We start from the raw sequence: 19,396 nt of genomic DNA on the forward strand, positions 1-19,396 counted from the left end.
ACGCAGTCTCACCTCCTCTCCGCGCCCGTGGCACCATGGCCCGCATGACGACGCCCGCCGAGGACACCCTCACCGCCCTGATCCACCTGCTGGACCGCGAGGGCTACGACGCCGTCACGGCCGACCAGCTCGCCCGCCAGGCCGGCATGAGCCGGGCCAGCTTCTTCCGCCACCTCGGCGGGAAGGAGGAGGTGGTCTTCGCCGACCACGCGGCGCTGCTCGCCCGCCTGGACGACTTCCTGCGCGGCACCTCCCTCGGCGTGCGGGAGGCCCTGGAGGAGGCGGTCCTCCAGGTCTTCCGGCATCACACCGCCGATCCGGACCGGGCCCGGGCGCGCTCCCGCCTGCTGCGCGGCTCCCAGGCGCTGCGCACGCGCGAGCTGCTCACCTCGCACCGCTACACGGAGCTGTTCTCCGGCTGGCTCGCCACGGCCCTGCCGGACACGCCCGCGCGCGGCGGGGTCGCCGTCGGGCTGGCGGCGGCCGTGGTGGCCGTCCACAACCGCGCCCTGCGGGCGTGGCTCCACGCCCCGGCCGACGACGCCGAGGCCGGCCTGCGCGCGGACCTCGCGGAGGTCATCGCGCGGCTCACGGCCGAGCCGGCCGAGGCCGAACGAACGCTCGCCGCCGTGCGCCGACTCGTGGGCTGACGCCCCGCCCTCAGCGGCCGGCGACCTGCGCGTTCTCCGCCCCGAACGCGGGCGGGTAGCGGAACTCGCCGGCCGGCACCTCGGCCCCGTCCTGGAGCGTGAGGACCTGCAGCGCCTCGGGCTGCCGGGCGAAGGCCGCGTGCACGCCGTGCTCGGAGGCCCGGTGGAAGCCGAACTTCGCGTAGTACTCGGGCCAGCCGTAGACCACCACGACCTCCTCGCCGTCGGCCTGCGCCTTCTGCAGCAGGGCGTTGACGAGCGCGGTGCCGGCGCCCTCGCCCTGATGCTCGGGCAGGACGCCGTGAGGGGCGAGGGCGAGCACTTCGGCGTCGTCGATGTGGGCCCGGACCAGGGTGCCGTAGCCCATCGGGTCCGACTGCAGGTCCGTGCCGGGGATCGCGGCCGTCATGGCCACGAGGGAGTACTGGGGCAGCCAGCCCTCCGCGCCGCCGGCGAGCTCCTCGACGAGGTCGGCCTCGGCCGTGGACGCGAAGGCGAGTTCGGCGATCTGGCGGACGGCGCGGCGGTCCGCCGGATCGTCGTGATCGGCCTCGCGGGTGGACCAGCGGTGACCGAGATCCTGGCCGGCGGGGACGTAGGCGGCGCGGTAGCCGGGGGTCTGGATGCTGTTCTGCTCGGCGCTCATGCGCTCACCGTAGCCAGGGTGTGACCCCGGATACAGGGACGGCGCCCTGCGTCACGCTCGTGACGCGGGCGCCGTCGCCTCCTCCGGCCGGGGGCGGGCTCAGTCGATCTGCAGCTCGCCCATCGGGCCGAAGCCCTCCGCACCGACCTGCTCGGAGATGATCTGGGGCGTGCTCGCCAGCAGCGGGCGCATCGCGTCCAGGCCCTCCTGGAAGTGCGGGGACGCGACGTGGGCCTGCGCACCCTCGTCCGTGAACCCCTCGAGCAGGAAGTACTCGTTCGGGCCGCCTTCCACCGGGCGGTACCACTCGAAGAACAGGTTGCCGGGCTCGGAGCGCACGTCCGCGGTGTACTTCGCGACGGCGTCCATCCACTCGTCGGCACGCTCGGGCTGGACGGTGAACTTCAGGTTGATGAGGATCATGCCGTCCATTCTGGTCCACCCGGCACGGCCGCGGCACGGCCTCGCGTCCGCCGCGCGCGGAACCGCCGGGCCAGCAGCCACAGGCCCACGACGACGGCGACCACCAGCACGGCGACCAGCACCGGCAGGAACAGCGCGGCCGCGACGAGGCCGGCCGCCGAGACGTCCTCGGCCGCCGAGAGCACGGGCGCGGCGGCCCCCACCGTGACCGTGTCGGCTCCCACGACCGTCTGGACGACGTCGTTGACCGCGTCCACCCCGGGGATCTTGTCCGCGACGAGCTCGAGCGCGAGCAGGGCGCCGAGGATCCAGAGGGAGGCGTCGGCGGAGAGCCACGTCCACCCCGCGGGCAGGTCGACGAGCCCCGTGAACCGGTCCAGCAGACCCAGGGCGAGCAGGGGGATGTAGGCGTTGAGCCCGGCCGAGGTGGCCAGGCCCGTGCCGGTGAGGAACTCGAGCACGTCCGTCCCCGTCCTTCGCGGGTCGCTCGGGGCGCCCGGGCGGACGCTCCGGGTCCGAGGACCCTCGTTCCCCGGTGAACACCGCCGGCCGTCGGGCGCTTCCCGTCCGGGGTCGGTCCTACCATGGGCGCATGCCCCAGACCGCTCACTCCCCCCAGCACTCCGCCTCCGCCCCCGCGCTCGCCCTGACCATCGCCGGGTCCGAGGCCACCGGCGGCGCCGGCGCCCAGGCCGACCTCAAGACGTTCCAGGAACTCGGCGTCTTCGGCATCGTGGCGCTGACCTGCATCGTCTCCTTCGACCCGGAGGACGACTGGAACCACCGCTTCTTCCCCGTGCCCACCGAGATCCTCCAGCAGCAGCTCGACGCCATCCAGGGCGACTACCCGGAGCGGCTGCGCACCGTGAAGCTGGGCATGCAGGGCTCCCCGGAGGTCATCCGCACCTCGGCCGCGGCCCTGCGCCGCGCCGAGTGGGACCACGTGGTCCTGGACCCCGTGCTCATCTGCAAGGGCCAGGAGCCGGGCCACGCCCTGGACACGGACCAGGCGCTCAAGGCCGAGCTGCTGCCGCTGGCCACCTTCACCACCCCGAACCACTTCGAGACGGAGCAGCTCTCCGGCATGACCGTGCGCTCGGTCGAGGACCTGACGGCGGCCGCTCGGCGCATCCACGAGATCTCCGGCGCGGCCGTCCTGGCCAAGGGCGGGATGCACCTGCCCGGCCCGGACGCCGTGGACGTGTTCGTGGACGGGGACACCGTGGAGGTGCTCTCCGCCCCGAAGATCGGCCAGTCCGGCGTCTCTGGTGCGGGCTGCTCGCTCGCCGCCGCCGTCACCGCCGAGTTGGCCAAGGGTGCCACCACGCTCGAGGCCGCGCGCCGCGCCAAGGAGTTCGTGCGAGCCGGCATCGCGCAGGCGGTGGAGGGCCGCACGCCGTTCGCCGCCCTGTGGCAGGGCGGCCTGCGCTCCGCTTGAGCGCGCACGTGGGCCGCTGACTCGTCCTGAGCCGGGCGGTGCGCCACACTGGGGGCATGAAGCTCCCCTCCCCGCCCCTTCCGCCCCCGGCGAGGTCCACCACTCGGCGTCGTCCGTTCCCGTCGACGGCGTCGAGGCCGTCTTCCCCGCGCTGCGCCAGCGCGCCCTCGCCCCGGGCGGCCGGCTCTACGGGCTGGCGGCGGCGGCCGCGGTCGGCGGGCTCACCCTGCTGGATCCGCACGCCCGCCGAGGGCGCGAGCGTCGGGCCCTCGCAGAGCTCGAGGCCGCCGTCAGCGGCACGGTCCTCGCGGCCGAGACCGCCAACGCCCTCCACACCGCCGCGATCGCCGACGGCGAGGTGGCCCCCTCCCCCGCCGCGCGTGCCCTGCGCGGGCTCGGCGGGCTGGCCGTCGGCGGCGCGGTCGCGGCGGTCACGCTGCGTGCCACCGGCCTGAACGACCGGATCGACGGTGCCCTGGTGCGCGGGCTCCAGCGGGTCGGCGTCCCCGCCCCGCGCGTCGCGCTGGCCGCAGCGGCCTCCCTGGCGATGCTGCTGGCCAACGAGGACGCCCGCCGGACCCGCCGCGACGCCGTCGAACTCGCCGTCACCGGACCCGCCGGCCTGGACGAGGACCCGGTCGACGAGGTCGAGCCGGAGGCCACCGCCGAGCTGCCGGTCGAGGTGCGCGTGCTGCTCGAGACCCTGCTCGACCCGGCGCTGGCCGAGGGCCGGGACCTGCCCGGGGCTGAGGCGCTGCGCTCCCAGCTGCCGCACGCGCGCACCGTCGCATCGGTGGCCGAGGCCATCCGTGAAGCCGGCGAGGTCCCGGACTGGGTGCCGCTCGTCGTCCAGACCGACGACGTCCGGCGCGCGGTGCCGAACGACTGCGTCTGGCCCGTCCGCGGCCGCTTCGCCTCCGGATCCGCCGGAGGACACGAGCTCGAGCTGCGCCTGCAGGTGATCGACGGGGAGATCGGCGCCCTGACGGTGACCCTGCCCGCGGACGCCGAGGCGGACAGCGACGCCTGGGACGCGTTCCAGGAGATCGAGTCCTTCCCCGGCGTCGAGGACCTGGCCTTCCACGTGGACGGCGACCGGCGCGCCTGACCGGGAACTCTCCCGGGGCCCGTCCAGCCCGGCCCACTACAGTGGGGACCCGCCCGACGTCGTCGATCCCCCTCCCGGAGAGTTCCCGCCATGACCACCCCCGCCCCGGTCGCGTCCGCCGCCCGTGCCCGTCGCCGCGCGGCCCGTTCCGGCCCCCGCCCGCAGCTGCGCATGGGACTGAACGGGTTCCTCGTGGCCTGGCTGCTGCCCAACCTCGTGATGGCCGCCGTGGTGGCGATCCTGGCCGTGGTCCCGGGCCTGCAGGCCTTCGGCAGCCTGACACCGCTGCTGACGGTGGTCGGGGTCGCCGGGCTGGTGGTGGGGCTGCCGCTGTGCCTGCTCGTGAACTGGGCGTTCCGGCACGTGCTCAACCAGTGGGTCCACGTGCTGGCATACGCGCTGATCGGCATGCTCTACGGCCTGGTGGTGCTCACGCAGGGCGCTGCGGGCATCCTGCCGATGCTCATCCCGGTGATCGGCTTCCCGGCCGCCGTGCTCATGGCCCTGGGCCGGACGGCGGCCCGTCCCCTCGTCCGCACGGTCACCCCGGAGCCGTCGCCCGCCGAGCCGGCCTGAGCACGCCCGACAACGAGAAAGGACGATGGCCGGATGGCCATCGTCCTTCTCGGAACCGCGTCCGGGGCCCGCATCCCCTCAGGCATGTATCCCGGCTCGTGATTCGCACTGTGCACCGTCTCAATGGGGCATGACCCACTCTAGGAGGGACGACGGCGCCCCCGACAGTGGCGGAAGGTGCAGACTTTCGGGCCCTGATGTGATGCAGGTCACATGGGTCTGGTCCGCCGCTGCGACGGCGTCGGCCTCGTCAGACGGACCGGGGGAGCACCGCGCGCACCCGCCACCCCCAGCCCCCCGGCCCGGCCTCGATCGTGCCGCCGAAGGTGGCCACGCGATCCCGCATGGAGTTCAGGCCCACACCGGAGGAGTTCCACTGCGGCGGGCCGGACCGCTCGGTGACGGTGTTCTCCACCTCGAGCACCACGTCCGGCCCCGCGTCGCGGAGTTCGATGCACACGCGCGCGCCCTCGCCGGCGTGCTTGGCGACGTTCGTGGTGGCCTCCTGGAGCACCCGGTGCAGGGTGGAGCGCACGGAGATCGGCATCGCGTTCTGGTCGCAGCGGACGTCCGTCTCCACCGTCATTCCGAGACTGCGCAGCTCCTCGGCCAGTTGGGCCACGGACAGCACCGGATCCGCGGACGTCGCCCCGTCCGCGCCCCCCGCGGCGCCCGGCTCACCGCTCGGGTCCACGATCCCGTCCTCCTGGAGGATGGAGAGCATGCGCCGCAGGTCCCGCAGCGCGTCCTTCGCGGAGTCCCCCACCACGTCCAGCACGCCCTGAGCCGCCTCCGGGGCGCCGAGGTAGCGTGCCGTCCGAGCCTGCATCGAGATGATCGTGAGGTTGTGCGCGACCACGTCGTGCAGGTCGCGGGCCAGGGAGCGACGCTCGGCCTCGGCGGCCAGCCGGGCCCGCTCCTCCGCCTCGAACACCCGGCGGCGATCCCGCTCCCGCCGGGCCAAGCTCTCGCGGATGAAGAGCCCGCCGCCGAGGCCCATGGACATGAGCAGCAGGATGAACCACGTCGCGTTCGACTGACCCACCGCGAACGGCTGGGCGACGCCCCAGGTCAGTGCCAGGACGGCGGCCGTGACGACGAACCCCCAGGAACGGGCGGTCGCCGCGACGGCCCCGAGGACCACGGGCGCGACGACGGCGAAGAGCACCTCGGAACCGCCGACGACGGTCGCGACGGCCCCGGGCAGGAGCAGGGCGAAGCCCACCGTGCTGCGCCACCACTGGGCGAGGAAGGCGCTGGTCGCCGACGCGATGGCGATCCCGTCCAGGACCGGGATGGCGCCGTGGCCCGGGCCGAACAGACCGATGTCGGACGCGGTCGAGGCGAGCAGGAACGCCGACCCGAAGGCGAGATAGACGCGGCTCAGCGGCGCCGCGGCCCAGAACGCGCGCCACCGCAGGCTGCGCGCCTGACGCCACGCCGAAGAGCGGCGCGCCCGGGAGGGCGCGCCGCTCCGGACGGAGGGGGTCGATGGGCTCGAATCAGGCATCGGGGGCGGACCGCCCCGGGGTCAGTCGCACCAGATGCCGAAGTGGCGGCACGTCCACTCCGCAGTGCCTTTGCCGAGGCCCAGGGTCGTGACGACGTCGTCCTCGGCCGAGGCCGCCGAGGCGGCGGCGGCCGGAGCGCCGACGAGGGTGGAGGCGAGCAGGAGAGCGGAAGCGAGGAGAGCGCGAGTCTTCATGGCCCCAGTATGTATGACGCCCGTCACAAATGGTGCACGCCGCGCACAGGCCGCGCCGCGGCATGGCGCAGATGACGGCCGGCGGGCACCCCGGCCTCGCCCCGACGCCGACAAGGTGGCATGCGCCACAGCACCGGTTACGCTGACGTGCGTGTCCGAAGAGCTGCGCATCCTGATCGCCGACGACCAGCCGCTCATGAGCGGCGCGCTCCGCGTGCTCGTCGACTCTGCCCCCGGCATGACCTGCGTGGGTGTGGTCGCCAACGGCGTCGAAGCCGTGGAGGCGTGCGCCGCCATCGAGCCGGACGTGGTCCTGATGGACATGCAGATGCCCCTGATGGACGGGGTGGAGGCCACACGCCGGATCAAGGACACCCACCCCGCGATCCGGGTCCTGGCGATCACCACGTTCACGTCCGAGGACTACCTCGTGCCGGCCCTGCGCGCCGGAGCGGGCGGCTACCTCCTCAAGGACGCGGAGCCGCCGGCCATCCTGGGCGCCATTCAGGCCGTCCATCGCGGCGAGTCCGTGCTCTCCCCCGCCGTGGCGACCAAGCTGCTCGCCTCGATCGAGCGGGACCGGCCGACGGTGGGCCCCACCTCGGTGCAGCCCGGCAGCCCCGACGGCTCCGACCTCACCGAGCGGGAGCTGGGCGTGCTGCGGCTGCTGGCCAGGGGTCAGTCGAACCCGGAGATCGCCGCGAACCTCTTCGTCTCCGAGTCCACGGTCAAGGCCAACCTCACGCGGATCATGGCCAAGCTGGAGGTCCGCGACCGCGTCCAGCTGATCATCCGGGCGGCCCAGCTCGGGCTCGTCACCCTCGCCCTGGACTGAGCGCGGCGGGGTCAGCCGCGGGCCGCGATCTCGTTGCGCCGCGTGTTGAGGTCCTTCAGGACTTGCATCCCGTGCTCCACCACCGGGTCCGCCTCGGCCAGGAGCGACTCCTTGGCCGGCCCGTAGGCGAGGTCGGCGAACGTGCCGTTCTCCGGGTCGAGGGCCCGGATCTCCTGCTGCACCAGGCGCACCTGGTCCAGGCCGGCCGCGTACTCCACCGCTCGCTCGTCGATCTTCGTCAGGGACGCCTCCGCGTCCTCCGGGATCTGCTCCAGGGCGAACTGGGCCTCGTAGAGCCGGTTCTGGTACGTGCAGGGCTCCTCGATGTCGTAGAGCCCCACGCCGCGACCCACGGCCTCCTGATTGGCCTGGGCGATCTCCTCCGCCAGGCGCTTGCCGACGGCGACCTCCGTGGGGGCGGCCATGCCGGCCTCCGCCATGGCCACGTTGACGGTGCCGCCGCCGATCGAGATGACCGCGCTCTCCATCCCCTCGGGCGCGCCCTCGTCCGAGGTGGTCATGCTCGCGGTCGCCCCCTGCGGGAGCCGATCACGCAGCCAGGAGTAGGACTCCTCCCCCATGCAGAGGTTGGGGCCGACCTTGAGGCCCTCCGGGTTGCGGCCCGCGCTCGTGACGCCGGCGAGGACCACGGTCCGCTCGGTGCCGCCTTGGTTCACCACCACGGTGTTGCCGTCCAGCACGGTGACGATGTCCACGCGGGCGGCGTCGGCGGCCACGCCGCGGAGGACGGTGACGATGCCCAGCAGGAGCAGGACGGCGGCGACGGCGAGGAAGACCAGCAGCCCATTCAGGGGGACCCGGGCACGGGCGGCGACGTGAGTCATGCGGACTTCCTGCAGGTGGACGGCGGGACGGGGGGCCGCGACGACGGCCCGGAGCCCGAGTCTAGCGAAGGGCCCCGGGACCGCCGAGCGGCGGGCCGAGGGACGGCTGCGTCGGGCTCAGCGCTCCCGGCGGTAGAACGGCGTGGCCACCACGGTGAACGGCTCGCCGCGGCCGCGCAGGTCCACCTGCAGGGACGTGCCCTCGGCGGCCACGTCGCGGCGGACACGGGCCAGGGCGATGGGGTGTCCGAGGGTCGGGCTGGGGGCGCCCGAGGTCACCTCGCCCACCCGCTCGCCGGACTCGTCCAGCACGGCGTAACCGTGCCGGGCGGCACGCCGACCCGCGCCCTGCAGCCCCACGAGGACCTCCTCGACGTCGTCCCTGCCGACCAGCGCGGACCGGCCGACGAAGTCGGCCTCCTTGCTCGCGGGCACCGCGAAGCCGACGCCGGAGGCGTGCGGCTGGTGCCCGGTGTCCAGCTCGTTGCCGTAGAGCGGCATGCCCGCCTCGAGGCGCAGCGAGTCCCGCGAGGCGAGCCCGCACAGCGTCAGCTCCACGCCCGCCTCGTCCGCGGCCGAGAGCATCGTGTTCCACACGGCGGAGCCGCGGTCGCCGGCCTCGGCGGTGGAGGCGGCGGGCAGGAACAGCTCGAAGCCGTCCTCGCCGGTGTAGCCGGTGCGGGCGACGACGGCGGTGACGTCGCCGGCGTCCGTGGGCACGGTCAGGGTCAGGTGGCCGTAGTACTTCAGCTCGGCCAGCTGCGCCGCGGCCTCCGGCATGGCCCGGGCGAGGATCTTCTCGGCCTGCGGGCCCTGCACGGCCACGAGGGCGGTGGTCGAGGACTCGTCCTCGACGACGGCGTCCCAGCCCGAGGCTCGCTGGTTCAGGGCGGTGTGGACCGCGGCGATGTTGCCGGCGTTGGGCACCACCAGGTAGTCGGGCTCGGAGCCGGCCTCGCCGTCGTCCATCCGGTAGACGATCGTGTCGTCCAGGATGGTGCCGGCGTCCGTCAGGCACAGGGCGTACTTGGCGCGGCCGGGCTTCAACGTGGAGAGCACGCTCGAGAGGGCGTGGTCCAGCATGGCCCCGGCCTCCGGGCCGGTGACCCGGATCTCGCCCATGTGGGAGAGGTCGAAGAGGCCGGCGGAGGTGCGGACGGCCTTGTGCTCGGCCAGCTCGGAGCCGTACTTCAGGGGCATGTTCCAGCCGCCGAAGTCCGTGAACGTGGCGCCCGCGGCCTCGTGGACCGGGTGCAGCGGGGAGTTGCGCGTCGAATCGCTCATGGGGGTGATCCTCTCAGTCCTCGTCGGCGGTGTCGGCCACGGCGCCCTCGAACGCCTCGGGCGGCGGGCACGAGCACACGAGGTTGCGATCGCCGTAGGCGCCGTCGATGCGGCCCACCGGCGGCAGGTACTTGTCCAGACGCAGGCTCGGCACCGGCGTGCCCGCCTGGGCGCGCGAGTAGGGGCGATCCCACTCGTCGGCCATCAGGACGTTGAGGGTGTGCGGGGCGCGACGCAGGACGGAGTCCGCCACGGTCTCCGGGGTGACGGCGGTGATCTCGGCGTGGATGGCCTCCATCGCCTCGATGAACCGCTCGATCTCCTCGAGGTCCTCGGACTCGGTGGGCTCCACCATGAGCGTGCCGGCCACGGGGAACGCCAGGGTGGGGGCGTGGAACCCGTAGTCGATGAGGCGCTTGCACACGTCCTCGGCGGTCACGCCCGTGCGGGCCGTGAGCTCGCGCAGGTCGAGGATGCACTCGTGCGCCACGAGGCCGTCGTTGCCCGTGTACAGCGTCGGGTAGAGGGGCGCGAGGCGGCGGGAGATGTAGTTGGCGCCCAGCAGCGCGTGCGCGGTGGCGGAGCGCAGGCCCTCGGCGCCCATCAGGTGGATGTAGGCCCAGGAGATGGGCAGCACGCCGGCCGAGCCGTGCGGGGCCGCGGTCATCAGGGCCTCGCGGGAGGGCAGGTACGGCACGAGGTGCTCGCCCACCGCCACGGGGCCCACGCCCGGGCCCCCGCCGCCGTGCGGGATGCAGAACGTCTTGTGCAGGTTCAGGTGGGAGACGTCTCCGCCGAACTCGCCCGGCTGGGCCAGGCCCACGAGCGCGTTGAGGTTGGCGCCGTCGATGTACACCTGGCCGCCCGCGGCGTGCACCGTGGCGCAGACCTCCTTGACGTCGGCGTCGTAGACGCCGTGCGTGGAGGGGTAGGTGATCATGATGGCCGCGATGCGGCCCTCGTTCGCCGCGATCTTGGCGTCCAGGTCGGCGGCGTCGATCGTGCCGTCGTCGGCGGTGGCGACGACGACGACCTTCAGCCCCGCCAGCACGGCCGAGGCCGCGTTGGTGCCGTGGGCGGAGGCCGGGATCAGGCAGATGTCCCGCTCGCCCTCGCCGCGGGCCAGGTGGTACTGGCGGATGGCCCACAGGCCCGCGAACTCACCCTGCGAGCCGGCGTTCGGGGCCACCGAGACGCCCGCGTAGCCGGTGATCTCGGCGAGCTTGGCCTCCAGGTCCGCGATCAGGAACCGCCAGCCCTCGGTCTGGTGGTCGGGCGCGAACGGGTGGATGGAGCAGAACTCGGGCCAGGAGATGGCCTCCATCTCCGCGGTGGCGTTGAGCTTCATGGTGCACGAGCCCAGCGGGATCATGGTGCGGTCCAGCGCCAGGTCGTAGCCGGAGAGGCGGCGCAGGTAGCGCAGCATCTTCGTCTCCGAGTGGTGGGTGTTGAACACCGGGTGCGTCATGAACGCGGAGGAGCGGCGCAGCGACTCCGGCACGGCCGGGGTGGCCACGGCGCCCTCGTGCGCGGAGGCCGGCAGGGAGCCCGCGTCCAGGCCGAACGCCGTCAGGACGGCCACGAGGTCGGCGTCGACGGTGGTCTCATCGGCGGCAATCCGCAGGGTGTCCGCGTCCACCAGGCGCAGGTTCACGCCGTTCTCCTCGGCGGCCTGCAGGACCTGCTCGGCCCGGCCGGGCACGCGGACGGTGACCGTGTCGAAGAAGTGCTCCTCGGCGACCTCGACGCCACCGGCCCGCAGCGCCTCCGCCAGGCGGACGGCCTGGGCGTGGGCGTGGCGCGCGATGCGGGCGATGCCCTGGGGGCCGTGGTAGACGGCGTACATCGAGGCGACGATCGCGAGCAGCGCCTGGGCGGTGCAGATGTTGGAGGTGGCCTTCTCGCGCCGGATGTGCTGTTCGCGCGTCTGGAGGGCGAGGCGGTAGGCGGGCTTGCCGGCGTCGTCGTGGGAGACGCCCACGAGGCGGCCCGGCATGCTGCGCTGCAGGCCCTCCTTCACGGCCATGTAGGCGGCGTGGGGGCCGCCGAAGAACAGGGGCACGCCGAAGCGCTGCGTGGAGCCGACGGCGATGTCCGCGCCCTGCTCCCCGGGCGGGGTGATCAGGGCGAGGGAGAGGATGTCCGCCGCGACGGTCACGAGGGCGCCGGCCTCCTTGGCCTGCGCGATGACGGCGGCGTGGTCGTGGATGCGGCCGGAGTCGCCGGGCTGCTGCAGCACGACGCCGCACAGGCCCTTCTCCTCGACCTCGGCGCGGACGTCCTCCGGGATGCCTGCGGAGAGGTCGGCCACGCGCACGTCGATGCCCACGGCCTCGGCGCGCAGGCGCACCACGGAGAGGGTCTGCGGGAAGAGGTCCGCGTCGAGGAGGGTGACGCCGTCGGTCCTGCGGCGGTTGGCGCGGTGCATGAGGAGCACGGCCTCGGCGGCGGCGGAGGCCTCGTCCAGCAGAGAGGCGTTGGCGATGTCCAGGCCGGTGAGGTCCTGGACCATCGTCTGGTAGTTCAGGAGGGCCTCGAGGCGGCCCTGGGAGATCTCCGGCTGGTACGGCGTGTAGGCCGTGTACCAGGCCGGGTTCTCCAGCACCTTGCGGAGGATGACGCCCGGGGTGACGGTGTCCGAGAAGCCCTGCCCGATCATCTGGGTCTTCATGACGTTGCGGCCGGCGATCTCGCGCAGCTGCTCCAGGACCGCGGACTCGGTCAGCGGGGCGGGCAGCTCGAGGGGCTTCGGCTGGCGGATGCCGGCGGGGACGGCGGTGTCCACGAGGGCCTCGAGCGAGTCGTAGCCCAGGGTCTGCAGCATGTGCTCGACGTCCGCGGGGCGCGGGCCGATGTGGCGGGCCACGAAGGGGGCCGAGGCGGTGTCCTTGGGCTCGACGCGCTCGTGGGGCAGCGCGGTCGTGCTCTCGGTGGTCTGGGGGCTGGTCACGGGGTACCTCCGGGGGGATCCTGCCGTGGTCACGGCGTGGGTCTGCTCCTCCCCGCTCTGTCATGGACCTGAGAGTTTCCGACGCCCGGGTGGGCGGCTTGCACCGTCGGTGGTCTCGGTCCGGACGCGGGCGCGACGGAGTGAGACGCTTTCCAGAGCGCCTGACCCCACGCGGTACGGATGCCTGAGAGATTCCCGGGGAGGGTTTGCTCCTTCGGCGGCCTGCTCACGCGGCCGGCCGGGGCAGGACGCGCGCCGACGCTCTCCCGCGCGGGGCATGCGGCGTGCCGCCAGTATCCCACACGTGTAGGCCGCGTCACAGGGCGACCGGGAGGGGCCGGACGGGGCGTGTCGAGGTCTTTCGTTGATGAAACGGCGGCGTGTCGAAGCGCTTTCGTTCAGGAAACGGGTGACGGGAGGAATGACTCAGTCGCATGCCGTCGGCTCACGACAGTCGGTAAGGGACGTCATTCGGCGGCGCGCGTCATCGCCGGGCCTCAATCCCACAGCCCGGCAAGCCCGCCCAGCTGGTAAACCGCGAGCCCGATGACGACAAGACAGACAAGCCCTCCCAGGGCGTTGGCCAGTGGGCCGTTCCGATGCGAGCCCATCAGCCGACGACTGTTCATCACGACCATCAGGAATACGGCCACGATGGGCAGGAGAAGCCCGTTCGCCGCCTGTGCGATGACGATGACCTCCGTGGGATTCGTTCCCGTCAGGGCAATGAGGGCACCGATCGCAAGGACTGCGCCCCACACGATGCGAGCAGGGACGCTGCGCAGATCGGTGTCCTGGCCCAGTGTGCCGGCAATCGCGTACGCCGCGCCGAGCGGGCCAGCTACGGCGGACGTGAACCCGGCCGCGAACATGCCCGCCGCGAACACCCAGCCAGCCGCGTCCCCGAGGAGGGGTTCCAGGGCGGAGGCGAGGTCCCGACCGGTCTCGGCCTGCATGCCCTTGACGTACATCCCACCGAACGCCGTCGCCATCACGGCCAGAGTGATTACACCTCCGACGGAGATCGACACCGCCGTGTCCGTTCTCGCCGCTCGGAGAGATTCCCGCGAATCCAGACCCGGCCCCCATTTCTCCTGCACCAAACTCGCGTGCAGGAAGAGGTTGTAAGGGACCACGGTGGTCCCGATCAGTGCGACCGCCAGCAACGCCGTGCCGGGTGGCAGCCGGGGAATGAACATGCCCATCAAGAGGTCGCCGATCGGAGGCTGAACTAGGACTGCAGTGACGATGAACAGCAGCCCCAATAACCCGACCATGACGGTCAGCACCCGCTCGATCAGTTTGTAGCTGCCTGTCCAGAGCAGAATGCCGATCGTGAGGACGATCCCGATGACGACCACGGGCTGACTGAGTCCGGTCACACTAGTTAAGGCGAGGGCGGTGCCGACTGTGTCACCACCGGCGTAGGACGCCCCTCCGATGCCGATCGCCGCGACGACGAGGATCGCCATGACAAGTCGTGCCGGCACCGAGGAGAACACCTCGCGCAGAGCGTGTCCGAGACTCATGCGGGTCGCGAGGCCCAACCGTCCCGACATCTCCTGCAAGACGATGGTGGCCAAAATTGAGAAGACGACAGCCCAGGCCAGGACGAATCCCTGCTCGGCTCCGGTAACGATGGAGGTTGTGATGGTCCCCGGCCCGATGAAGGACGCGGCGATGATTAGCCCCGGACCGAAACGACTAGGCCTCTCGTCTTGGGGCAACACCTCATTGGAGAACCGGCCATCCCTCGCCTGCGTTGCCATCGCGTCTCCTCCATCTCCGGCCCGCATGGGTCAAGATGAAGCGTATGCCGGGTATGATGCACATCATAGTGGATCTGGACTATTTCATCCCATATGAGCCCCCACGTGTTGCCCCTTATGGTCTGAGACGGGCATCCCTACGATGGAGCCAGGGCTACGGCCCTTTGCCCGACCCGCAGAGCTCGCCGAAAGGAACGCCATGTACACCCGTAGCCGGAACGACGTCGAGAAGGTCGAGTGGGGCGGAGGCACCTCCGAACGCCTCATCACCGCGAAGGACGAGATGGGTTTCGCCGTCGCCCACACGATCGTGCGCGCCGGATCGTCCTCGAAGCTCCAGTACCGCAACCACAAGGAGGCCTGTTACTGCATCGCGGGCAACGGCTCCGTGGTGGAGCCGGACGGCACCGTCCACGAGATCACGCCGGGTGTCATCTACGTCCTGCCGGACCACGAGCCGCACGACCTGCGCGGCGGCACCGAGGACATGCACCTGATCTCGGTGTTCAACCCCGCCATCACCGGCGACGAGAAGCACACCCTGTCGGAGGACGGCTACTCCAGCTACTGAGCCCGGGCACGGTGAGGGAGGCGTCGACGACAGCGCCTCCCGCGTCGGCGCCGACGGCGGCGTCCGGTCGTAGGGTGGCGGGGTGCTCAACCTGTGCGCCCCCGAGCGCACCGTGCGCCGCAACACCCACCTGGCGCTGGTGCTGACCGCGATCGCGGGGATCCTCAACTCCGTGGGCTTCGTCGCCGTGGCCACGTACACGTCCCACATGACGGGGATCGTGGCGTCCATGGCGGACGCGGCGGTCCTCCACGCCCCGGGTCTGGTCGGCACGGGCCTGCTCGCGCTGGCCATGTTCATCCTGGGCGCGGTCGTCTGCGCGCTGGTGTTCAACTGGGGCCGGGTCAACGGCCTCCGCTCGCGCTACGCCAACATCCTCCTGCTCGAGGGCGTCGGCATGCTGGTGTTCGGCCTGCTCGCCGAGCACGTCCGCGATGCGCACCGGCCGCTGGTCGTGGTGGCCGTGCTGTGCTTCACCATGGGCCTGCAGAACGCCTTGATCACCCGCATCGGGGCGTGGCCGATCCGCACCACGCACGTGACGGGCATGGTCACGGACATCGGCGTCGAGCTCGGCAAGATCCTGTACCGCAACGCGCCCGCGGCCGCGGCCCCCGTCGTCGGGGAACCGCGGCGCGTGGGACTGCTGGCGCTGCTCGTGGCCCTGTTCTTCCTGGGCGGGGTGGCGGGCGCGGCCGGCTACCTCTGGCTGGGCTTCGAGGTGGTCATCCCGGTGGCCGGCGTGCTGCTGCTCATCGCCCACCGCCCGCTGATCCAGGACCTGCAGGACGCGTGGCTCACACGAAGGCCGAGACGCCCGTGAGGGCACGCCCCACGATCAGGGTGTTCATGCCGTAGGAGCCCTCGTAGGAGTAGATGGCCTCCACGTCCCCCATGATCTTGGCGATCTCGTGCTCCGTGAGCAGGCCGTTGCCGCCGAGGGCGTCGCGGGCGAGCGCCGCCGAGGACCGGGCCAGCCGGGTCGAGGTGGCCTTGGCCATCGCCGCGTGCATCATCTCCATCCGCCCCTCCTGCCGCAGGGCGTCCACCTGGAGCATCATCCCGGCGGAGGCGGCCAGGTTGCCGGCGACCTCGGCGATCTGGGCCTGGATCAGCTGGAACGCGGCCAGCGGGCGACCGAACTGCTGCCGCCGCAGCGCGTAGGAGCGCAGCACGTCCAGCACGCCCATTTGCGCGCCGACGCCCTGCCAGCCGACCCACATGCGCGAGTCGCGCAGCAGGGCGCGGGTGGCGGCGAAGGTGGTGGCGCCGGGCAGGATCGCGTCCGTGGGCAGGCGCACGTCCAGGGTGATGTCCGCGTTCTGCATGATCCGCAGGCCCATCTTCCCGCTGATCTTGGTGGCCTCGTAGCCGGGGGTGTCGGTGGGCACCACGAAGCCCTTGATCTCGCCGTCGGCGGTGTCGCGCGCCCAGACGAGCGCGACGTCGGCGATCGTGCCGGCCCCGATCCAGCGCTTGGCGCCGCGGATGACCCACTCGTCGCCGTCGCGGGTGGCGGTGGTGGCGAGGCCTCCGGCGATGTCCGAGCCGTGGTCCGGCTCGGTGAGGCAGAACGCGCCCAGGGCGTCGAAGGATTCGAGGCGCCCCTGCCACGTGGCCTTCTGACGCTCTGAGCCCAGGCCGGCGATCATGCCGAGGTTGAGCTCGTTGTGGATGCCCACGAGGGCGGACAGGGACAGGTCCACACGGGCGATCTCCGCGTGCACGAGCTGCTGGAACAGCGAGGACGAGCCGTCCAGGACGAGGCGTCCCAGACCCAGCTCGGCCAGGCCCGGCAGCAGGTCGAACGCGAACTCCTCGGCGTCCCAATACCGGGTCAGGTGCGGCCGCACGCGGGTCTGCAGGTGGTCCTCGATCGCGTCGAGCCGGGCACGCTCGGCCGGCTCGAGGCGGTCCCGCAGACGGAGCAGGTCCACGTGGGGCAGGCCGGGAGGGGCGGCGGGCGCGCCGGAGTCGGGGACGGGGCGGTCGGCGATGGCGGTCATGGCTCTCCTTCGGGGGCGGTCCGACGACGGCGGGCGGTTTCGCCGCGAATCCGACTGTAGGACTTCCAACTATCCAGGTCTGCCAGTAGTGTTCCAGATCACAGGCCCCCGGCCAAGGATCCGTTCAGCAGCCATCCCGAGGAGGGACCCATGACCGTCCAGGACCCCACCGCCGTCGCCGCCCCGTCACCGACGGAGGTGTTCCGCGCGGCCCGCGACCTGCTGGTCGAGTGCCAGACCGACTATGAGCGCGCCCGCGCCGAGTTCGAGTGGCCCCGCTTCGAGCACTTCAACTTCGGCTTCGACTGGTTCGACCGCCTGGCCCAGGACCCGGCCCGCGCGGACGTGCCGGCGCTGATCATCGCCGAGGACGACGGGCGCAGCACCGAACGCACCTTCGCCGAGCTCTCCGCGGCCTCCAGCCGGGTGGCGAACTGGCTCTCCGCGCAGGGCCTGCGCCGCGGCGACCGCCTCATCCTGATGCTGAACAACCAGGTGGAGCTGTGGGAGTTCATGCTCGCCTGCATCAAGCTGCGGGTGGTCATGGTGCCCACCACCACGCAGATGACCTCCGGGGACCTCGAGGACCGCGTGACGCGCGCCGGCGCCGCGTGGGCCGTGGCCGGCGCCGAGGACCTGGCCAAGTTCGCCGGCGTCGGCGAGGGCCTGCACCTGGTGCACGTGCCGGGCGTCTTCGCGGAGGGCCCGGCGCGCCGCGCCCCCGAGGTCGCCGGCCACACCGTGCTCTCCTACGACGACGCCGCCGACGCCGCCACCGAGCTGACCCCGGCCGAGCCGACCCCCGCCGACGAGACGCTGCTCTTCTACTTCACCTCGGGCACCACCTCGAAGCCGAAGCTCGTGGAGCACACCCACACCTCGTACCCGGTCGGCCACCTCACGACGCTCTACTGGATCGGTCTGGAGCCGGGCGACGTGCACCTCAACGTGGCCTCCCCGGGCTGGGCCAAGCACGCGTGGTCCAACTTCTTCGCCCCGTGGATCGCGGAGGCCACGATCTTCGTGCACAACGCCCGCAAGTTCGACCCCGCGGCCCTGATGGCCAACATGGAGCGCTACGGCGTCACGAGCTTCTGCGCCCCGCCCACCGTGTGGCGCATGCTCATCAAGGCGGACCTGGCGCAGCTGACGACCCCGCCGACCAAGACCATCTCCGCGGGCGAGCCGCTCAACGCCGAGGTGATCGACCAGGTGCACAAGGCGTGGGGCACCACGATCCGCGACGGCTTCGGGATGACCGAGACCACCCTGCAGATCGCCAACACCCCGGGCCAGAAGGTCGTCATCGGCTCCATGGGCCGCCCGCTGCCCGGCATGGACGTCACCCTGCTCGACCCGCTCACGGGCCAGGAGGCCGAGGAGGGCGAGATCTGCCTGCGCCTGGACCCGCGTCCGGTGGGCCTGCTGAAGTCCTACTACGGCAACCAGGAGAAGACGGACGAGGTGTTCCGCGACGGCGTGTTCCACACCGGTGACATCGCCCGCCGCGACGAGAACGGCGTGCTGACCTATGTGGGCCGCGCGGACGACGTCTTCAAGTCCTCGGACTACAAGGTGTCCCCGTTCGAGCTGGAGTCGGTGCTGGTCAAGCACCCGGCCGTGATGGAGGGCGCGATCGTCCCCACCCCGGACGAGCTGCGCCTGGCCGTGCCGAAGGCCTTCGTCACCCTCGCCCCGGGCCACGAGCCCACCGCGGAGACCGCCCGGGCGATCCTGCAGTTCACGCTCACCCAGCTGCCCCCGTACAAGCGCATCCGCCGCATCGAGTTCCTCGAGCTGCCGAAGACCATCTCGGGCAAGATCCGCCGCGTGGAGCTGCGCAAGGCCGAGGTCGAGCGCGCCCAGACGGGCGCCGCTCCGGACGGCTACGGCACCGAGTTCCGCGAAGAGGACCTGGACCTGCAGCGCTGACCGGGCCGTTCCTCGCCGCCGCCCCGTCCTCGTCCGGCGGTGGCGGGGGACCCCCGGTGCGCCGCTAGTCTGGAGCGCCATGAAGAAGCCACCCCTCGCCCAGGACCCCATCCGGGAGGCCGCCCGGAACTGGGAGCGTCACGGATGGGGTGACGTCGCCCGCCCGATGGCCGCCATCACCTCCATCATGCGGGCCCAGCAGATCCTGCTGGGTCGTACGCAGGCCGCGCTCAAGCCCTACGGCCTCACCTTCGCGCGGTACGAGCTGCTGGCGCTGCTGAACTTCTCGCGCGAGAAGCGGATGCGGATGTCCAAGGCGTCCGCGCTCCTGCAGGTCCACCCCACTTCGGTGACCAATGCGGTGGACCGGCTCGAGGCCGCCGGGCTGGTGGAGCGCACCCCCCACGAGTCGGACCGCCGCGCGCTCGTGCTCGCCCTCACGGACGAGGGCCGGCGCGTCGCCGTCGCCGCCACGGAGACGCTCAACGCAGAGGTCTTCGGCCGCTCCGGCTTCGACCCGGCGGACGTGGACACCCTCATCGACGTCCTCGGCCGGTTCCGCGCCGAGGCCGGCGACTTCCAGGCCGACGGCCCCGACGCCGGCGCGCCCGCGACGGCGGAGCACACCTCCTCCTGACGCGCCCTCCGGCCTCCGGAC

General features: G+C 72.3%; 19 protein-coding genes and 1 riboswitch. Of the genes, 9 read left to right on the forward strand and 10 right to left on the reverse strand.

Annotation, left to right across the window (positions count from 1 at the left end; translation table 11 throughout):
- The first annotated feature begins 44 nt into the window (after positions 1–44).
- On the forward strand, positions 45–650 hold the full coding sequence (locus POD19_RS01830) for a TetR/AcrR family transcriptional regulator (RefSeq protein ID WP_036341145.1): 606 nt from the start codon (positions 45–47) through the stop codon (positions 648–650).
- 10 nt (positions 651–660) lie between these two features.
- On the opposite strand, the gene POD19_RS01835 is transcribed toward POD19_RS01830, so the two are convergent.
- From POD19_RS01835 to POD19_RS01845, 3 genes are all read right to left on the reverse strand, one after another.
- The gene (locus POD19_RS01835; RefSeq protein ID WP_070709611.1) at positions 661–1,296 is read right to left on the reverse strand and encodes a GNAT family N-acetyltransferase; all 636 of its coding nucleotides are present in this window, start codon (positions 1,294–1,296) and stop codon (positions 661–663) included.
- Positions 1,297–1,395: 99 nt separating this feature from the next.
- Positions 1,396–1,719 carry a putative quinol monooxygenase gene (locus POD19_RS01840; protein ID WP_010079505.1) on the reverse strand — a complete coding sequence of 108 codons (324 nt, stop codon included), beginning with the start codon at positions 1,717–1,719 and terminating at the stop codon, positions 1,396–1,398.
- Complete coding sequence (locus POD19_RS01845; RefSeq protein WP_044659066.1) at positions 1,716–2,180, reverse strand: DUF4126 domain-containing protein; 465 nt, start codon at positions 2,178–2,180, stop codon at positions 1,716–1,718. Before POD19_RS01845 ends, POD19_RS01840 begins: the two co-directional genes overlap by 4 nt.
- A 131-nt stretch (positions 2,181–2,311) precedes the next feature.
- On the opposite strand from POD19_RS01845, the gene POD19_RS01850 reads away from it, so the two are divergent.
- The 3 genes from POD19_RS01850 (at position 2,312) to POD19_RS01860 (ending at position 4,841) form a co-directional block, all read left to right on the forward strand.
- Entirely contained in the window at positions 2,312–3,157 is an 846-nt protein-coding gene (locus tag POD19_RS01850; protein ID WP_020624820.1) for a hydroxymethylpyrimidine/phosphomethylpyrimidine kinase, read from the forward strand.
- Between the two features lie 358 nt (positions 3,158–3,515).
- Positions 3,516–4,265, forward strand: coding sequence for a hypothetical protein (locus tag POD19_RS01855; protein WP_340309280.1), 750 nt, complete (start codon positions 3,516–3,518; stop codon positions 4,263–4,265).
- 90 nt (positions 4,266–4,355) lie between these two features.
- Positions 4,356–4,841 (forward strand): hypothetical protein, encoded by a 486-nt coding sequence (locus POD19_RS01860; RefSeq protein ID WP_020624818.1) that lies wholly within the window; start codon positions 4,356–4,358, stop codon positions 4,839–4,841.
- A gap of 250 nt (positions 4,842–5,091) precedes the next feature.
- On the opposite strand, the gene POD19_RS01865 is transcribed toward POD19_RS01860, so the two are convergent.
- Positions 5,092–6,351 (reverse strand): sensor histidine kinase, encoded by a 1,260-nt coding sequence (locus tag POD19_RS01865; protein ID WP_078025375.1) that lies wholly within the window; start codon positions 6,349–6,351, stop codon positions 5,092–5,094.
- 21 nt (positions 6,352–6,372) lie between these two features.
- On the reverse strand, positions 6,373–6,546 hold the full coding sequence (locus tag POD19_RS01870; RefSeq protein ID WP_002856694.1) for a hypothetical protein: 174 nt from the start codon (positions 6,544–6,546) through the stop codon (positions 6,373–6,375).
- Between the two features lie 151 nt (positions 6,547–6,697).
- Here POD19_RS01870 and POD19_RS01875 point away from each other — a divergent pair, with 151 nt between their 5' ends.
- Positions 6,698–7,381 (forward strand): response regulator, encoded by a 684-nt coding sequence (locus tag POD19_RS01875; RefSeq protein ID WP_002856693.1) that lies wholly within the window; start codon positions 6,698–6,700, stop codon positions 7,379–7,381.
- 11 nt (positions 7,382–7,392) lie between these two features.
- Here the strand turns inward: POD19_RS01875 and POD19_RS01880 are convergent, their stop codons facing one another.
- From POD19_RS01880 to POD19_RS01895, 4 genes are all read right to left on the reverse strand, one after another.
- Positions 7,393–8,226 (reverse strand): thermonuclease family protein, encoded by an 834-nt coding sequence (locus POD19_RS01880; protein WP_340309281.1) that lies wholly within the window; start codon positions 8,224–8,226, stop codon positions 7,393–7,395.
- A gap of 117 nt (positions 8,227–8,343) precedes the next feature.
- A complete protein-coding gene (gene gcvT, locus POD19_RS01885) occupies positions 8,344–9,510 on the reverse strand; it encodes a glycine cleavage system aminomethyltransferase GcvT (RefSeq protein WP_070708769.1) in 1,167 nt (388 codons plus the stop codon).
- A gap of 13 nt (positions 9,511–9,523) precedes the next feature.
- Positions 9,524–12,460 (reverse strand): aminomethyl-transferring glycine dehydrogenase, encoded by a 2,937-nt coding sequence (gene gcvP / locus POD19_RS01890; RefSeq protein WP_070708770.1) that lies wholly within the window; start codon positions 12,458–12,460, stop codon positions 9,524–9,526.
- A 162-nt stretch (positions 12,461–12,622) separates the two neighbouring features.
- Positions 12,623–12,739: riboswitch (glycine riboswitch) on the reverse strand.
- A gap of 218 nt (positions 12,740–12,957) precedes the next feature.
- Positions 12,958–14,229 (reverse strand): Nramp family divalent metal transporter, encoded by a 1,272-nt coding sequence (locus POD19_RS01895; protein ID WP_080694971.1) that lies wholly within the window; start codon positions 14,227–14,229, stop codon positions 12,958–12,960.
- A gap of 199 nt (positions 14,230–14,428) precedes the next feature.
- On the opposite strand from POD19_RS01895, the gene POD19_RS01900 reads away from it, so the two are divergent.
- Both POD19_RS01900 and POD19_RS01905 read left to right on the forward strand, forming a co-directional pair.
- Positions 14,429–14,800, forward strand: a complete 372-nt coding sequence (locus tag POD19_RS01900) for an ectoine synthase (RefSeq protein ID WP_036338798.1) — start codon at positions 14,429–14,431, stop codon at positions 14,798–14,800.
- A gap of 82 nt (positions 14,801–14,882) precedes the next feature.
- Complete coding sequence (locus tag POD19_RS01905) at positions 14,883–15,623, forward strand: YoaK family protein (protein WP_036383960.1); 741 nt, start codon at positions 14,883–14,885, stop codon at positions 15,621–15,623.
- On the opposite strand, the gene POD19_RS01910 is transcribed toward POD19_RS01905, so the two are convergent.
- The gene (locus POD19_RS01910) at positions 15,598–16,806 is read right to left on the reverse strand and encodes an acyl-CoA dehydrogenase family protein (RefSeq protein ID WP_070708771.1); all 1,209 of its coding nucleotides are present in this window, start codon (positions 16,804–16,806) and stop codon (positions 15,598–15,600) included. The two genes, POD19_RS01905 and POD19_RS01910, sit on opposite strands and share 26 nt — an antisense overlap.
- 150 nt (positions 16,807–16,956) lie before the next feature.
- On the opposite strand from POD19_RS01910, the gene POD19_RS01915 reads away from it, so the two are divergent.
- On the forward strand, positions 16,957–18,738 hold the full coding sequence (locus POD19_RS01915) for an AMP-binding protein (RefSeq protein ID WP_070708772.1): 1,782 nt from the start codon (positions 16,957–16,959) through the stop codon (positions 18,736–18,738).
- Positions 18,739–18,817: 79 nt separating this feature from the next.
- Positions 18,818–19,375 carry a MarR family winged helix-turn-helix transcriptional regulator gene (locus tag POD19_RS01920; protein ID WP_070708773.1) on the forward strand — a complete coding sequence of 186 codons (558 nt, stop codon included), beginning with the start codon at positions 18,818–18,820 and terminating at the stop codon, positions 19,373–19,375.
- The last annotated feature ends 21 nt before the right edge of the window (positions 19,376–19,396 follow it).

Source organism: Micrococcus sp. GPGPB33, assembly GCF_037853785.1.
In the GTDB taxonomy this organism is placed as follows: domain Bacteria; phylum Actinomycetota; class Actinomycetes; order Actinomycetales; family Micrococcaceae; genus Micrococcus; species Micrococcus luteus.

What these genes read in the sequence shown, in the direction of transcription:
- POD19_RS01830 (WP_036341145.1), top strand. Translation starts at nt 45, where the DNA reads ATGACGACGCCCGCCGAGGACACCCTCACCGCCCTGATCCACCTGCTG.
- POD19_RS01835 (WP_070709611.1), bottom strand. Translation starts at nt 1,296, where the DNA reads ATGAGCGCCGAGCAGAACAGCATCCAGACCCCCGGCTACCGCGCCGCC.
- POD19_RS01840 (WP_010079505.1), bottom strand. Translation starts at nt 1,719, where the DNA reads ATGATCCTCATCAACCTGAAGTTCACCGTCCAGCCCGAGCGTGCCGAC.
- POD19_RS01850 (WP_020624820.1), top strand. Translation starts at nt 2,312, where the DNA reads ATGCCCCAGACCGCTCACTCCCCCCAGCACTCCGCCTCCGCCCCCGCG.
- POD19_RS01860 (WP_020624818.1), top strand. Translation starts at nt 4,356, where the DNA reads ATGACCACCCCCGCCCCGGTCGCGTCCGCCGCCCGTGCCCGTCGCCGC.
- POD19_RS01865 (WP_078025375.1), bottom strand. Translation starts at nt 6,351, where the DNA reads ATGCCTGATTCGAGCCCATCGACCCCCTCCGTCCGGAGCGGCGCGCCC.
- POD19_RS01870 (WP_002856694.1), bottom strand. Translation starts at nt 6,546, where the DNA reads ATGAAGACTCGCGCTCTCCTCGCTTCCGCTCTCCTGCTCGCCTCCACC.
- POD19_RS01880 (WP_340309281.1), bottom strand. Translation starts at nt 8,226, where the DNA reads ATGACTCACGTCGCCGCCCGTGCCCGGGTCCCCCTGAATGGGCTGCTG.
- gcvT (WP_070708769.1), bottom strand. Translation starts at nt 9,510, where the DNA reads ATGAGCGATTCGACGCGCAACTCCCCGCTGCACCCGGTCCACGAGGCC.
- POD19_RS01895 (WP_080694971.1), bottom strand. Translation starts at nt 14,229, where the DNA reads ATGGCAACGCAGGCGAGGGATGGCCGGTTCTCCAATGAGGTGTTGCCC.
- POD19_RS01900 (WP_036338798.1), top strand. Translation starts at nt 14,429, where the DNA reads ATGTACACCCGTAGCCGGAACGACGTCGAGAAGGTCGAGTGGGGCGGA.
- POD19_RS01910 (WP_070708771.1), bottom strand. Translation starts at nt 16,806, where the DNA reads ATGACCGCCATCGCCGACCGCCCCGTCCCCGACTCCGGCGCGCCCGCC.
- POD19_RS01915 (WP_070708772.1), top strand. Translation starts at nt 16,957, where the DNA reads ATGACCGTCCAGGACCCCACCGCCGTCGCCGCCCCGTCACCGACGGAG.
- POD19_RS01920 (WP_070708773.1), top strand. Translation starts at nt 18,818, where the DNA reads ATGAAGAAGCCACCCCTCGCCCAGGACCCCATCCGGGAGGCCGCCCGG.